Origin of the sequence: Streptococcus gallolyticus subsp. gallolyticus DSM 16831 (genome assembly GCF_002000985.1) — a bacterium.
Lineage (GTDB): Bacteria > Bacillota > Bacilli > Lactobacillales > Streptococcaceae > Streptococcus > Streptococcus gallolyticus.
This window is the reverse complement of sequence record NZ_CP018822.1, coordinates 1625281-1641972: the sequence shown is the minus strand read 5'-3', so window position 1 is coordinate 1641972 and position 16692 is coordinate 1625281. Positions and strand designations below refer to the sequence as shown.

General features: G+C 40.5%; 6 protein-coding genes. All 6 read left to right on the top strand.

Annotated elements, in window-relative coordinates; genetic code table 11:
* The first annotated feature begins 1 nt into the window (after position 1).
* The 6 genes from BTR42_RS08215 (at position 2) to BTR42_RS08185 (ending at position 16692) form a co-directional block, all read left to right on the top strand.
* On the top strand, positions 2–2803 hold the full coding sequence (locus BTR42_RS08215) for a phage tail tip lysozyme (protein WP_077497264.1): 2802 nt from the start codon (positions 2–4) through the stop codon (positions 2801–2803).
* A gap of 137 nt (positions 2804–2940) precedes the next feature.
* The gene (locus BTR42_RS08210; RefSeq protein ID WP_077497262.1) at positions 2941–3951 is read left to right on the top strand and encodes an Abi family protein; all 1011 of its coding nucleotides are present in this window, start codon (positions 2941–2943) and stop codon (positions 3949–3951) included.
* 232 nt (positions 3952–4183) lie between these two features.
* Positions 4184–9079 carry an SspB-related isopeptide-forming adhesin gene (locus BTR42_RS08200; protein ID WP_077497260.1) on the top strand — a complete coding sequence of 1632 codons (4896 nt, stop codon included), beginning with the start codon at positions 4184–4186 and terminating at the stop codon, positions 9077–9079.
* Positions 9080–9271: a thrombospondin type 3 repeat-containing protein gene (locus BTR42_RS08195; protein WP_077497258.1), complete on the top strand. Its 192-nt coding sequence runs from the start codon at positions 9080–9082 to the stop codon at positions 9269–9271.
* The gene (locus BTR42_RS08190) at positions 9255–9806 is read left to right on the top strand and encodes a hypothetical protein (protein WP_077497256.1); all 552 of its coding nucleotides are present in this window, start codon (positions 9255–9257) and stop codon (positions 9804–9806) included. The genes BTR42_RS08195 and BTR42_RS08190 overlap by 17 nt, the downstream gene beginning before the upstream one ends.
* A 49-nt stretch (positions 9807–9855) precedes the next feature.
* Positions 9856–16692, top strand: a complete 6837-nt coding sequence (locus BTR42_RS08185; RefSeq protein WP_077497254.1) for a helicase-like domain-containing protein — start codon at positions 9856–9858, stop codon at positions 16690–16692.

The following is a 16692-nucleotide window of genomic DNA, read 5'->3' as shown; positions in this document are numbered from 1 at the left end:
GATGAAAGAGGATAAAAAGGTAGTCAAACAAGCAAGGCAAAATTTTCGAAGCAACTTAAAATCAGCCCGTATGCATTATCGGAAAGAAGTTAGAGCCTTAAAACAGACTGTTCCTAAAAAAGGACGATTTCGAAAACCAGCCCAAAATTCGCTTTTTCAGGAAAAGAAAACTGAGTTAAAAGAAAATCTACTCAGTAGCCAAGAGGATGCAGAAGAGAAGTTCCTAAAGGAAATTACCTATGTGTCTCCTAGCCTGTTAAGGGGAAAGGAAATCAAGAACTATCGACTTCCTCAAGCTCAAGAACGTTTGCGGACGGCAAGAAAACATTTGTCAGAAGTGAAACTAAGTGAAAAGTCAAAATCGGTTAATCCTAAGTTTCCCTTCCAAAAAGATAAATCTTCCGTGAAGTCTCGCTTTCAATTTCACCAAGAAAAATCATTTGATCGACTCAGTGCAGAAAAAGAAGTAAGTTCTGCCAAACGTGAAGTCAAACAACTCAAGAAAGTCCAAAAGTCTAAGAAAAACTCTACCAAAGTCAAAGTTGGATTAGGCTTAGCTGCATCTGAATCGCTTGACTTGGTGGCACAGGATGATGATTTAGATGGTCTAAGAACCTTAAAGGATACCAGCTTGAAAGCCAGACGCTATGGCAGGTTTACCTATCAAGCAGGTAAAGTGGCGGTGAAGAGTGGACAGACTGGTGTGAGTTTTACAAAGACGAAAGTGGCTCATGGAAAGGAACGATTCCAGAACTTAAAACAGGGAAAAGGATTCACACGCCAGAAACCTCTTAAACCACAAAGACGCTACCAAACCTTTTTAAAGCATGCCAGAAAGCACAGTCTAGCAGGAGTTAAGGGGTTTGTTCAAGCCATTAAGGGAAGTCTGACCTTCTTTTCTGCAATTGCGGGAAATCCTTTGACTTGGATTGTCTCAGGCCTTCTCTTGATACTCCTTTTGATGATGAGCTTTTTCATGAGTGTCTCAGGAAGCAGCGTCATTCAACAAGATGAGATGGAATTGACCAAGGCCTATACCCACATGACGTGGGAAGATGCGGAGCATACAAGAACCAACGATAAAGGGATTACCTATTACACTAAGATTGATGAGGTCATGGTTTACATGAATCATCAATACCAAGACTATAAGCTTGACGATTTCATGGGAACAGGCGGTGCGACTTACAAAGCATTTCTCAGTCAGGTGTGGACGGACTTAAACGGTGGTGACTCTATTAGATCCATGTCTGACTTATTCCAGAAACCTCCTTACAAGCTGTCAGATGAGGACCAAGAAGAACTAAAGGAGTTGACCGAAGAAGGCAACTATTTAGCCCTTCAAGAATTGGATAATCCCTTTCAGGGACAGACGGATGAGGATTACTTAAGCATGTCCTACCGATATGGTTATGAGGTCATTGATGAGAAACCAACGCTTCATCACCATATTATCTTAGAAGCAAAAGAAGACCAAGTCATTGTGGCTCCGATGGATGGTAAGGTATCTCTTGATGGGGAGACCGTTATTCTGACATCTGGTAAGGGAGTGAATAAGACTAAACTAACCTTGTTTGGCATTCATTCAGGTCGTGTGAGTGAAAATCAACAAGTCTTGGCAGGAGACATTATTGGTCAAACCAAAGACGGAACGGGTCTAAAAGTCACCTATCAAAAGGTTGATGATGACACGGATAAGTTGGTCTATGTCAATCCAGCTTTCTACTTTCCAAAAGTAATCCAGGTTCAGACAACCATTCTTCCAACTATCGGTCAATTTGGTGGCGACGAGTTCGAGAGAGCCAAGGGGATTTATGACTATCTCAAAAGTAAAGGTGTGACCAATCAAGCTATCGCAGCCATTTTAGGAAATTGGTCGGTAGAATCCTCTATTAATCCCAAGCGTGCAGAAGGCGACTATCTATCTCCTCCTATTGGTGCAACAGACAGCTCGTGGGATGATGAGGGCTGGCTCTCACTTAATGGTCCAACAATATACAATGGACGTTACCCAAATATTCTTAAACGTGGTTTAGGATTAGGCCAATGGACAGATACGGCAGATGGGTCACGCAGACATACCTTATTGCTAGAATATGCCAAAGGAAAACATCAAAAGTGGTATGACTTAGGGTTACAACTGGATTTCATGTTGCATGGGGATAGTCCTTATTATACCAACTGGTTAAAGGACTTCTTCAAAAATTCAGGTAGTCCAGCCAGTCTTGCCCAACTCTTTCTCATTTACTGGGAAGGTAATAGTGGTGATAAGCTACTTGAACGTCAGACACGAGCCAGTGAGTGGTATTACCAAATTGAAAAAGGCTTTAGTCAACCCAACGGAGGGACAGCACAAAGCGATCCAAAATCTTTAGAAGCTGTACGAGGAGACCTCTTTGAAAACTCTATTCCAGGAGGTGGTGACGGTATGGGCTATGCTTACGGTCAATGTACTTGGGGCGTTGCAGCCCGTATCAACCAACTGGGTCTTAAACTCAAAGGTAAAAATGGTGAGAAGATTCCAATTATCAGTACCATGGGTAATGGCCAAGATTGGGTGCGTACAGCCGCAAGTCTCGGTGGGGAAACTGGAACAAGTCCGCAAGCAGGAGCCATACTCTCATTTGCGGGTGGAGGACATGGCACACCAGCAGAATACGGACATGTGGCTTTTGTGGAGAAAGTCTACCCAGAAGGCTCATTCCTTATCTCCGAAACCAACTACAATGGCAATCCCAACTACACCTTCCGTAAATTATCTGGAGTGGATAGTAGTTTGAGTTTTGCTTATACGACGAAATAAAAAAGGATATGCTAACAAAATGTATAAATGTTAGCATATTATTTTGTAAATATTTCGTTAGAAATTCTACCTTTTAGTTACTTTGAAAAGTTTAGTGATATGGTATAATACTAAGGAGAGGTTACTGAATATTTTAAATGGAAACAATTATTGAAAGAATGAAAAAAGAGTCGAAAACTGGTTTAACTTCTGGGGATCTAGTTGACCATATCTTTAAAAATCATAAAATAGATATTCAAGATGATGACTCTGTCACACTCTTAAATATGGGATATTATCATGGGTATAAACGATACAGATTTGTAAAAAAATCTAATTCAGATGGGATTCTGCCCGTTTCTTCATTTAAGGAAATTGAAGCAATCTACAATTTTGATATGGAGTTAAAAGGACTTTTTTATCCAATAGTGATGCTTGTAGAGACAGCATTAAAAAATCGGACTATCGATTCAATTGTAGCAGAATCTAGTAGTGGGATAGAGGATATATTAGAACATCAATTAGCTTGTTACATGGACTATCCTGAAGACCACGAAAAATATAGTAATAAACTCAATCAGTATAATGAAACAAGGCAAAATATACTGGATACAATTGACTATTACTCGGATAAAAATGAGGTCATTAAGCATTATTTAAAAAGTGATTATCAAATTCCTCTCTGGGCTTATTTTGAAGTTATTACTTTGGGACAGTTTAGTAGATTTTTAGGAAGTTTAACTAAGTCAAGTCGTGAAAAATTAAATCAAGATTTCACGATCATTCCTAATAGGTCAAATTCTCTCGAGTTAGTTGTCAATGCTCTTATTGAGTTAAGAAATGCTACCATGCACAACAGTGCGATTTTTGATGCTAATTTTTCAAGCGGTGTATCTAAAGCACTCAAAAAACAGATAAAACAAGATTTAGGATTATCGACATTCACTTGTGTTTTCATTGAAGATTATTTCATTCTACTAATTTGGACTTTGAACATTTTAAACTTTGATACAGTAGTCCTCAATAACTACATCAATCAATTCAATGAAATTGTTGAAGGATTTGATGTTTCGCTCAATAATCGTGACATTCTCTTTAAGATTATCAGTACAAATAGAAAAACATCAATTCAACAACTAAGTAAATTCATTGACAAAAAACGAAATTAGTGGTATCATAGTTGTATCGAATTGGGGCGTGCTAGTCACGTCTGGGAGGGTCTGATGCGTCAGTCCTCCTCTTTTTTTATTTTTTAGTATTCTTCAGAGGTTATTGGTTGTGCTTCCGATAGCTTTTTTCTTTTCACTGAACTTAATGTGATAACAAAATCAAGTCTTCTTTTTTATGATGAGGAAAGAGTGACAGTTTGTTGCTATAGAAAAAAGAAAAGAAGGACACTTTATGACCAAAACATGTAATCATCACTTTCTTGTCAATCAGGAAAAAGGCGAGAAACACGTCTTTCGCAAGAGTAAAAAATATCGAACGTTATGTTCGGTTGCCCTTGGAACAATGGTGACCGCTGTTGTTGCTTGGGGTGGGACGGTTGCACATGCTGATGAAGTCACATCCTCGGTTGACACAACCATTCAACGAACGGAAAATCCCGCCACGAATTTACCAGAAGCACAGCCAACCCCTGTTTCTGAACAAACTGAAAGTTTAGGATCAACTGGTCAATCCAATGGAGCGATTGCTGTCATCGTACCGCATGATACGGTAACACAAGCAGTTGAAGAAGCCAAGGCTGAAGGTGTTTCTACAGTTGAAGATAGTCCAATGGATTTGGGAAATACAAGCTCTGCGTCAGAGACCAACCAACAAATTTCAAAAGCTGAAGCAGATGCCCAAAACCAAGTTGAGGCTATCAATGAAGTTACTGAATCCTACAAAGCTGATAAAACGACATACGAATCGAATAAAGCTCGCATTGAACAAGAAAATAAGGAGCTGACACAGGCTTACCAAGGGGCCAACCAAACTGGTAAAGAGACAAATGCTTGGGTTGATACCAAAGTTAATGACCTAAAATCCCAGTATGCAGATGCTGATGTGACAGTAAAAGAACAAGTGGTTTCATCAGGAAATGGGACATCTGTCCTTGACTATACAAACTATGGCAAGGCTGTTGAAACCATTCAATCAACTAACGAACAAGCTGTAGCAGATTATCTAACAAAGAAAACCAAGGCAGCTGATATTGTTGCGAAAAATCAGGTCATTCAAAAAGAAAATGAAGCTGGACTTGCAAAGGCAAAAGCAGATAACGAAGCCATTGAAAGGCGTAATCAGGCAGGTCAAGCAGCTGTAGATGCTGAAAACCAAGCCGGTCAAGCTGCGGTAGATAAATCTAATCAAGAGAAACAAAAATTAGCTTCAGACCGAGCAGCTGAGATTGAATCTATAACCAAACGCAATCAAGAAAAAGAAGAAGCCGCAAGAAAAGAAAATGAAGCGATTGATGCCTATAATGCCAAAGAATTGGAACGCTATCAACGTGACTTGGCCGAGATTTCAAAAGGCGAAGAAGGCTATATTTCTGAAGCCCTTGCTCAAGCTCTAAATCTCAATAACGGTGAACCACAAGCACAACATGGGGCCATTACCCGAAATCCTGATCAGATTATTTCAACTGGGGATGCTATGCTTGGGGGCTACTCAAGAATTTTGGATTCAACAGGATTCTTTGTTTATGATAGCTTCAAAACAGGTGAGACCCTCAGTTTTAATTATCAAAATCTTCAAAATGCACGATTTGATGGCAAAAAGATTAGTCGTGTGAGTTACGATATTACCAATCTTGTGTCACCAGCTGGAACCGATTTCGTGAAATTGGTTGTACCAAATGATCCAACTGAAGGCTTTATCGCCTACCGAAATGACGGAAACGGTGATTGGCGAACAGACAAGATGGAGTTTCGTGTAGTTGCTAAGTATTTTTTGGAAGACGGTTCACAAGTAACCTTTTCAAAAGAAAAGCCAGGTGTCTTCACACACTCGTCCCTCAATCATAATGACATTGGTCTAGAATATGTTAAAGATTCATCTGGGAAATTTGTGCCGATTAATGGCTCAACCGTTCAAGTGACTAATGAAGGACTAGCACGTTCTTTGGGTTCCAACCGTGCAAGTGATTTGAACTTACCTGAGGAATGGGATACCACATCAAGTCGTTATGCGTATAAAGGAGCTATTGTCTCAACGGTCACATCAGGCAATACCTACACAGTCACCTTTGGACAAGGCGATATGCCACAGAATGTTGGATTGTCTTACTGGTTTGCCTTGAATACCCTACCAGTGGCACGTACAGTAACACCTTATAGTCCCAAACCTCATGTAACGGTGGAACTTGAACCCGTTCCAGAACCGATTACGGTAACACCTGATGTTTATACACCAAAAACCTTTACCCCAGAAAAGCCTGTAACCTTCACGCCAAAGCCTTTGGAAGAAGTGGTGCAGCCTAGTCTAACTTTGACCAAGGTAACCTTACCTGTTAAACCTATTCCAAAAGAACTTCCAACGCCACCACAAGTACCGACTATCCATTATCATGCGTATCGTTTGACGACAACTCCAGAGATTATGAAAGAAGTGGTCAATAGTGATCAAGCTAATCTTCATGAGAAAACTGTCGCAAAAGATTCAACGGTGATTTATCCCTTAACAGTTGAGGCCTTATCGCCCAATCGTGCTCAAACGACTAGCCTCATTTTTGAGGACTATTTACCTGCAGGTTACCTGTTTGATAAGGAAACAACACAAAATGAGAATGGAAACTATGTCCTTAGCTTTGATGAAACTAAGAATTTTGTGACCTTGACCGCAAAGGAAAACTTATTGCAGGAGGTGAATAAAGATTTAACCAAGGTTTATCAATTGACCGCTCCTAAACTTTATGGAACTGTTCAAAATGATGGGGCAATCTATTCCAATAGTTACAAACTCCTTTTGAACAAGGGCACAATCAATGCCTATACTGTCTCTTCAAATGTGGTGACGGTTCGTACACCAGGTGATGGGGAGACAACTACACTTATTACGCCGGATAAAAACAATGAAAATGCGGATGGTGTTCTCATTAACGATACGGTCGTGGCTCTTGGTACAACCAACCACTACCGATTGACTTGGGATTTGGACCAGTATAAGGGAGATCGTTCAGCTAAAGTGACAATTGCACGAGGCTTCTTCTTTGTGGATGATTACCCAGAGGAAGTGCTTGATGTGGTGGAAAATGGCACGGCTGTTACAACCCTTGATGGTCAGAAGGTATTAGGCATAACTGTTAAAACCTATGCTTCGTTAAATGAAGCCCCTAAAGACCTTCAAGATAAATTAGCTCGTGCTAAGATTACACCGACAGGTGCCTTTCAAGTCTTTATGCCCGATGACAACCAAGCCTTTTATGACCAGTATGTCAAAACAGGTACATCTTTAGCTTTACTGACCAAAATGACGGTTAAAGATAGTCACTATGGTCAGACAAAGACCTATACAAACAAGGCCTACCAAGTGGATTTCGGTAATGGCTATGAAACCAAGGAAGTGACCAACACCCTGGTTTCTCCAGAACCTAAGAAACAAAACCTCAATAAAGACAAATTGGATATCAATGGGAAGCCTATGCTAGTGGGAACTCAAAATTACTATACTCTCTCATGGGACTTGGACCAATACCGAGGGATTAAAGCTAACAACTCTCAGATTGCACAAGGATTTTACTTTGTGGATGATTATCCAGAAGAAGCTTTATTGCCGGATGAAGCAGCTATTCAGTTTATCACATCTGATGGCAAAACAGTTTCAGGAATCACGGTGAAGTCCTATGCTCAATTATCAGAAGCTCCTAAATCTTTACAAGCAGCCCTTTCTAAACAAAAAATTCAGCCTACAGGAGCTTTTCAAGTTTTCATGCCAGAAGACCCACAAGCCTTTTATGAATCTTATGTGACTAAGGGGGAGAATATTACCATTGTCACTCCGATGACGGTTTTGGAAACCATGATTAATTCAGGGAAGTCTTATGATAACGTGGCCTATCAGGTGGATTTTGGCCAAGCTTATGAAACCAATACGGTGACCAATTTCGTCCCTAAAGTAACTCCACATAAGTCTAATACCAATCAAGAAGGCATTTCAATTGATGGAAAGACTGTTCTTCCGAATACAGTCAATTATTACAAAATTGTCTTGGATTACAGTCAATACAAGGACATGGTCGTGACGGATGATGTTCTTGCCAAGGGATTTTACATGGTAGATGATTACACAGAAGAAGCCCTTACCCTAAATCCTGATAGCATTCAAGTTTTGGATAAGGATGGCAATCGTGTATCTGGTATCTCTGTCATCACCTACGCAAGTTTGTCAGAAGCTCCGAAAGTCGTCCAAGATGCCATGGCTAAGCGTCAGTTTATACCTAAAGGAGCCATTCAAGTCCTTAGTAGCAACGCTCCAAAAACCTTTTATGAGACCTATGTGAAGACTGGTCAAACCTTGGTTGTCACGCTTCCTATGACGGTTAAGAATGAGCTGACCAAAACAGGTGGTCAATATGAAAATACAGCCTATCAGATTGATTTTGGCTGGGCCTATGTCACGGAAACAGTGGTCAATAATGTTCCAAAATTAGACCCCAAAAAAGATGTGGTGATTGACTTGTCTCATAAAAATGACAGCCTTGATGGGAAAGAAGTGGCCTTGAATCAAATCTTTAACTATCGCTTAGTTGGAGCGATGATTCCAAGCAATCGTGCGACAGATTTATTTGAATATGGTTTTGAAGATAACTATGATGAAAAGCATGATGAGTACAATGGTGTTTATCGCAGCTATCTGATGACGGATGTTTCCCTCAAAGACGGTTCTGTCTTAAAAGAAGGAACGGAAGTCACGAAATATACCTTGCAACAGGTAGATACAGAAAATGGCCTCGTGTCAATTTCATTTGATAAATCCTTCTTAGAGACTATCTCTGATGATTCAGCCTTTCAGGTAGATGTTTACCTTCAGATGAAACGAATTGCGACTGGTCAGGTGGAGAATACCTATCTCCATACAGTGAATGGCTATATCATCAGCTCAAATACAGTTGTAACACATACACCTAAACCTGAAGAACCAAGTCCAAATCATCCCACACCACCTCAACCATCAATTGAGACTATTGAACCGCCTGTTCCAGCAAGCGTTTTGCCAAATACAGGCGAACAGGAATCCCTTTTGGGCTTGATTGGGGCTGGGATTTTACTCGGTACAGCTTATGGACTGAAGAAAAAGGAGGAGAAGTAGATGAATCCCAAAACCATTTATGAAAAGGATTCGGACCAAGATGGTTTGACAGATGCTCAGGAACTGGCTTTAGGAACCGATCCATATGCTATTGACACAGATGGTGATGGTCAAGCTGATTTAGAAGAGCTACAATCTGGACATTCACCACTAGTCCCACAAAAGGAGTTGTGTGATGGCTTGGAACTTTGACACCATGAAAGAGGCTTTGTCTGAAATGGAGAAGGTCAATTACCAAGAGTTTATCGAAGCCTTTCTCTCTTTGGAACTGAGTATTTCTGATAGAACAATCCTCAATCAAGTATACCAAGATTATATGGATGAAGATGACCTGTCCTTGATTAGTGATGAGCTACGAGATAAAGCGGATAGATATCAGGATGAAGTACAGGCGGATTTGACTGATATTCTGGAAAAACTGTACCGAACAGGGGAAGGCTCTAGTTTTATTATGGACTTGATGTCCTCAAATAGTCTTTCAGAGACCTTGGAACAATATGATGTTTTGGATAGTGACGATTATTCACCACTTAGTCTTGAAACCTTACAGGCCATGATTCAACAGGACTTGGCCATTTCCAGTCAGGATTATTTTGGAGATCTGGTTCACCTTGCCTTGCAAAAAGATTTACTAGACCAGAAAAGTCATTTCTTACAACACTACGTGGCAACTGTAATGGAAGGTATTCCACAAGAAAGAGACCAACGAGCCTTGGTCCTAGATTAACGCAAAGGGCTGAGAAACACTCTCAGCCTTTTTTAAATGGGAGGGAAAAATGAATCAAGAAGTCTTACTACAAATGATGAGAGCCACCATTCCTCGTGATAGAGCCTTGCTTGAGGCGTTTTTATATTACCAAGCAGAGCATTTTGATGAGGAGTGGGATAGTCTTCTTCGTCAGTTTTTAACCAATAGGCAAGCAAACATCAGACCTGTTCAGGTACTTCACTTTGAGATGGATGTTTCAGCTTTTGTCCAGGCTAGTCCTTATGATACTGCTCATGATCTATTGACCTATACACAAGTATTCGGCCAAACTGGTCTCCAAAAACTCGACAAACTATCGCCGTCTGAAAAAGAATTGGTGATTGAAGTGGCCTTGTTTAATCTGGCCACACGTTTTCAATTATTGGATTCCAATGGACACTACCAAACCATATCGCCAGATTCGCTCTTACAAAATAGTACGGGAGCCAATTTGGTCAATGTTTATCGTGTGGCTAATAATTTAGCGGATCGGATCAGCCGAGATATTGAACAGTTTCTCTTGACTTATGAGCCTGAGCTTGAAACAGGAGTTGATGAAACTGCTCTAGAAAATGAAGAAACTGTTGATGAGCACAAAGCTAGTAGTAATCAAGCAATATCTTTTAGAGAAGAGGGCTTTTTAGTTATTGCTAGTTTGGATGTAGATTTGTCTCAACTGGATGTTCAAACAGGGAAAACTAGTCATCTACCTGCCTATGAAGAGTTATCTTTACGACGTAAATTTGAGATACTGACATATTTTGATCAAATTCGAAATGAACGTTCAAAAGTCCCAAGTTTTAGACGAGGTGATTTTGACACTGAGATGGAAATGACACCAGTCTTTGATGGCGAGGAATTACTCGCCTATCTAGAAGCTGATGGTAGTCCCTATGAGCTGAAACGAACGCTAACTACAGTCGAAGAAAAGGAATTAGAAAAAATTGGACAAGTCATTAGGATAGAAAATCAAGAAAAATTGACTCAGTTAGGGATTGATTTATCTCAGTTTGACCTTGACCAAATCGGTATTTTATTGAATGCGGCAGGTCGTTTTCATTTGAAAAATGCGGATCTTGCCTTATTAGGTGGCTATCCCAATGCCTCTGTAACTCAACTAGCTCTTGCGACAGAACTACTCCAGATGGGGATAAGTCATGACAAGGTTGAATTTTTCTTTGGTAGCCAGCTTCCATTAGAAGAACTACGACAGATTGCCTATGCTTTTTTACATGAAGAACTTAGCCGAGAAGATGCGGAAGCATTTGAAAAAGATAAGAATAGTCAGTCAGATTTAACCCTTCGGGATTGGAAGAGTAATCTAGAGAAACCTAAGAAGAAAGAAGTGGTTGATGAAGCGTTTGAGGAAAATCCACTTGTTCAGATGGTTTTGAACCACTATCCGCTGGGTTCATTGGTTTCCTATAAGGGACAGGACTTTGAGGTCATGTCGGTCAGCGATGCTCGATTAAACGGTTTGATTCGGATTGAGTTAGTCAATGACTTTTCGGATATCATTGAACAAAATCCAGTTCTTTATGTGAGAACTTGGGAAGAAGTCAGTCAGGCACTTCATCAGCCAAAGGCAGAACCACAAATAGAGTTAGAAGGAGCGGACCAAGAACTAAATCTTTTTTCATTTTTGGAAGAGGAATCAGCTACTGAGCACCCTATTCAGACTGTCGGTCTCTTGGAACCAAGTGGTGTAGAGGAGACTAACAATGATGTTGTTGACCAACCAAACAACCAAGGTCCTGTTGAGGAGGTAGAGGAATCAATTCCAGAGATTCCAGTAACAGACTTTTATTTTCCAGAAGATATGACAGACTTTTATCCTAAGACTGCTAGAGATAAGGTTGAGACAAACATTGCGGCTATTCGGTTGGTAAAAAATCTAGAAGTAGAGCACCGTATTGCTTCACCAAGTGAACAAGAACTCCTTGCCAAGTATGTGGGTTGGGGTGGACTTGCCAATGATGTCTTTGATGACTATAATCCAAAATTTTCTAAGGAACGAGAAGAACTGAAAGGCTTAGTCACAGATAAAGAGTATTCAGATATGAAACAGTCCTCTCTGACAGCCTATTACACAGACCCTGCCCTTATCCGTCGGATGTGGGATAAGTTGGAAAGAGATGGTTTTACAGGTGGTAAAATCCTAGACCCTTCCATGGGAACAGGGAATTTCTTTGCGGCTATGCCTAAACAGTTAAGAGAAAAGAGTGAGCTATATGGCGTAGAGTTAGATACCATTACAGGAGCTATAGCTAAACACCTTCATCCCAATAGTTATATTGAAATTAAGGGTTTTGAGACGGTAGCTTTTAACGACAATAGCTTTGATTTAGTGATTTCAAATGTGCCGTTTGCCAATCTTCGAATTGCGGATAACAGGTACGATAAGCCTTACATGATTCATGATTACTTTGTCAAAAAGTCGCTTGATTTAGTCCATGATGGTGGACAAGTAGCGATTATCTCTTCAACAGGGACCATGGACAAACGAACAGAAAACATCTTACAAGATATTCGTGAGACAACTGAATTTCTTGGTGGGGTTCGACTGCCTGATTCTGCCTTTAAGGCCATTGCCGGAACGAATGTTACAACGGATATGTTGTTCTTCCAGAAACACTTGGACAAGGGATATGTGACAGATGACTTATCCTTTTCAGGTTCCATTCGTTATGAAAAGGATAGTCGTATTTGGCTCAATCCTTACTTTGATGGAGAATACAATAGCCAAGTGCTAGGAACCTATGAAGTCAGAAACTTTAACGGTGGAACACTTTCTGTTAAGGGGACTAGTGACAACCTCATCGCAAGTGTTCAAACTGCTCTACATCAAGTAAAAGCCCCAAGGGAGATTGATAGAAATGAAATCATCATTAACCCAAATGTGTTGACCAAACAAGTCATTGATACCTCCATTCCAGCTGAAATGAGGGAGAATCTAGGTCAGTACAGTTTTGGTTATCAGGGTTCTACGGTCTACTATCGAGACAATAAAGGCATTCGAGTGGGGACCAAGACGGAAGAAATCAGTTACTATGTCGATGAAGAAGGCAACTTTAAAGCATGGGACACCAAACATTCCCAAAAGCATATTGATCGCTTTAATGCCTTAGAAGTGACAGATAGTACTGCTTTAGATGTCTATGTGACCGATGATGCAGCAAAACGTGGTCAGTTTAAGGGATATTATAAAAAGACAGTTTTCTATGAAGCTCCTTTGTCTGAGAAAGAAGTGGCACGAATCAAAGGAATGGTCGATATTCGCAATGCCTACCAAGAAGTTATTGCCATTCAACGCTATTATGATTATGATAAGGAGAGCTTTAACCACTTGTTAGGCAAACTCAATCGTACCTATGATAGCTTTGTCAAACGCTATGGGTATTTGAATAGTGCAGTGAACCGCAATCTTTTTGATAGTGATGATAAGTATTCGCTTCTTGCTAGTTTGGAAGATGAAAGTCTAGATCCAAGTGGAAAGTCTGTTATCTATACTAAATCCCTTGCCTTTGAAAAGGCTCTGGTGCGTCCTGAAAAAGAGGTTAAAAAGGTACATACTGCCCTTGATGCCTTAAATTCCAGCTTGGCTGACGGACGAGGTGTTGATTTTGATTATATGATGTCCATCTATCAGGTTGATTCGAAGATGACTTTGATTGAGGAGTTAGGCGACCTCATTATGCCTGATCCTGAGAAGTATTTGAATGGGGAGCTGTCCTATGTTTCTCGCCAAGACTTCCTGTCAGGTGATGTCGTTACCAAGTTAGAAGTGGTGGACCTATTTGTGAAACAAGGCAATCAGGACTTTAACTGGCCGCATTATGCAGGACTTCTAGAAGCTATCAAACCAGCACGCATTACTTTAGCAGACATTGATTATCGGATTGGTTCACGCTGGATTCCCTTGTCTGTTTACGGAAAATTTGCCCAAGAAACCTTTATGGGGAAAGGCTATGAACTGTCTGACCAAGAAGTAGCGACAGTCCTTGAAGTCAGTCCCATTGACGGGGTTATCACTTACCAATCTAAATTTGCCTACACCTATTCCAACGCAACGGATAGGAGTTTAGGTGTCCCTGCTTCACGCTATGATAGTGGTCGAAAAATCTTTGAAAATCTCCTGAATTCCAATCAACCAACGATCACAAAACAAGTTGTCGAAGGGGATAAGAAAAAGAATGTGACGGATGTGGAGAAAACAACGGTCCTACGTGACAAGGAAACACACCTCCAAGAACTCTTTCAAGATTTTGTAGCAAAGTATCCAGAAGTCCAACAAATGATTGAAGATACCTATAATAGGCTCTACAATCGTACAGTATCTAAGACCTATGATGGTAGTCATTTAACCATTGATGGACTTGCCCAGAATATCTCCTTACGTCCTCACCAAAAGAATGCCATTCAACGGATTGTAGAAGAAAAACGTGCCCTACTAGCCCATGAGGTAGGTTCTGGAAAGACCTTGACCATGCTTGGAGCAGGATTCAAATTGAAAGAACTCGGGATGGTGCATAAGCCTCTCTATGTGGTTCCTTCTAGTTTGACTGCACAGTTTGGTCAAGAAATCATGAAATTTTTCCCTACCAAGAAAGTCTATGTGACCACTAAGAAAGACTTTGCCAAAGCCAAACGCAAGCAGTTTGTGTCTAGGATTATTACAGGGGATTATGATGCCATTGTCATTGGGGATTCACAATTTGAGAAAATACCGATGAGTCGTGAGAAACAGGTCACCTATATCAATGACAAACTCGAGCAACTCAGAGAAATCAAGCTAGGAAGTGATTCTGACTATACAGTTAAAGAAGCAGAGCGTTCGATTAAGGGACTAGAACACCAACTAGAAGAACTCCAAAAACTGGAACGAGATACCTTTATTGAATTTGAAAACCTTGGCATTGATTTTCTCTTTGTGGATGAAGCTCATCATTTCAAGAATATCCGTCCAATCACTGGACTTGGGAATGTCGCGGGAATTACCAATACCACTTCAAAAAAGAACGTGGATATGGAGATGAAGGTGAGACAGGTTCAGGCAGAGCATGGTGATAGAAATGTCGTTTTTGCGACAGGAACACCAGTCTCAAACTCCATTAGTGAACTTTTCACCATGATGAATTACATTCAACCTGATGTCTTGGAACGATACCAGGTATCCAATTTTGACTCTTGGGTTGGTGCTTTTGGGAATATCGAAAACTCTATGGAACTAGCCCCGACAGGTGATAAATACCAACCTAAGAAACGGTTCAAGAAATTTGTCAATCTGCCTGAACTTATGCGTATTTACAAGGAAACAGCAGACATTCAGACTTCAGATATGCTTGATTTACCTGTACCTGAAGCCAAGATTATCGCGGTGGAAAGCGAGTTAACGCAAGCTCAGAAATACTATTTAGAGGAACTGGTAGAGCGGTCAGACGCTATCAAGTCAGGTAGTGTTGATCCAAGTAGAGATAACATGCTTAAAATCACAGGTGAAGCCAGAAAACTAGCCATTGATATGCGGTTGATTGACTCTGCTTATACCTTATCGGATAATCAGAAAATCCTTCAAGTAGTTGATAATGTCGAGCGGATTTACAGTGACGGAGCTGAAAACAAAGCCACTCAGATGATTTTCTCTGATATTGGAACTCCTAAAAGTAAGGAAGAAGGGTTTGATGTCTACAATGAACTCAAAGATCTACTTGTCGATCGAGGGATTCCAAAAGAGCAGATTGCTTTTGTGCATGATGCCAATACCGATGAGAAGAAAAACTCACTGTCTAGAAAGGTCAATAGCGGAGAAGTACGGATTCTCATGGCTTCTACTGAAAAAGGTGGAACGGGTCTAAACGTGCAATCACGCATGAAAGCTGTTCACCACTTAGATGTTCCCTGGCGTCCTTCTGATATTGTACAGCGAAATGGTAGATTGATTCGTCAGGGAAATATGCACCAGGAGGTAGACATTTATCACTATATTACCAAAGGGAGCTTCGACAATTATCTCTGGCAGACTCAGGAGAATAAACTCAAGTATATCACCCAGATTATGACCTCAAAAGATCCTGTGAGATCAGCTGAAGACATTGATGAACAAACCATGACAGCTTCTGACTTCAAAGCTTTAGCGACAGGTAACCCCTATCTCAAACTGAAAATGGAATTGGAAAATGAACTGACGGTGTTAGAAAATCAAAAACGAGCCTTTAACCGTTCAAAAGATGAATATCGTCACACTATTTCCTATTGCGAGAAGCATCTCCCTATCATGGAAATACGGTTGAGCCAATACGATAAAGATATTGCCCAATCCCTAGCAACTAAACATCTAGATTTTGTCATGAAATTTGACAATCAAGCAATGGATAATCGTGCAGAAGCAGGGGACTATCTGCGAAAACTCATTACCTATAACCGCTCAGAGACCAAGGAAGTCAAAACACTTGCCTGCTTTAGAGGATTTGACTTAAAAATGACGACACGAGGTCCTAGTGAGCCCTTACCAGAGACGGTTTCTTTGATGATTGTAGGTGATAATCAATATACAGTCGCCCTTGATTTGAAATCAGACGTGGGAACCATTCAACGGATTAGTAATGCCATTGACCATATTATAGATGACCAAGAAAAGATGCAAGAGCTGGTAAAGGATTTAAAAGATAAACTACGAGTAGCCAAAGTAGAAGTTGAAAAAGTCTTTCCCAAGGAAGAAGATTATCAGCTTGTAAAGGCTAAATATGATGTTTTAGCTCCCTTGGTTGAAAGAGAAGCAGAGATAGATGAGATAGATGCAGCTTTGGCCAAGTTTAGTGAAGATACAACACCCCAAATGAAGCAACGAATAGCACTTGAGATATAA

Excerpts from the sequence above, each read along its gene's own strand:
- BTR42_RS08215 (WP_077497264.1), top strand. The coding sequence starts at position 2 with ATGAAAGAGGATAAAAAGGTAGTCAAACAAGCAAGGCAAAATTTTCGA.
- BTR42_RS08210 (WP_077497262.1), top strand. The coding sequence starts at position 2,941 with ATGGAAACAATTATTGAAAGAATGAAAAAAGAGTCGAAAACTGGTTTA.
- BTR42_RS08200 (WP_077497260.1), top strand. The coding sequence starts at position 4,184 with ATGACCAAAACATGTAATCATCACTTTCTTGTCAATCAGGAAAAAGGC.
- BTR42_RS08195 (WP_077497258.1), top strand. The coding sequence starts at position 9,080 with ATGAATCCCAAAACCATTTATGAAAAGGATTCGGACCAAGATGGTTTG.
- BTR42_RS08190 (WP_077497256.1), top strand. The coding sequence starts at position 9,255 with ATGGCTTGGAACTTTGACACCATGAAAGAGGCTTTGTCTGAAATGGAG.
- BTR42_RS08185 (WP_077497254.1), top strand. The coding sequence starts at position 9,856 with ATGAATCAAGAAGTCTTACTACAAATGATGAGAGCCACCATTCCTCGT.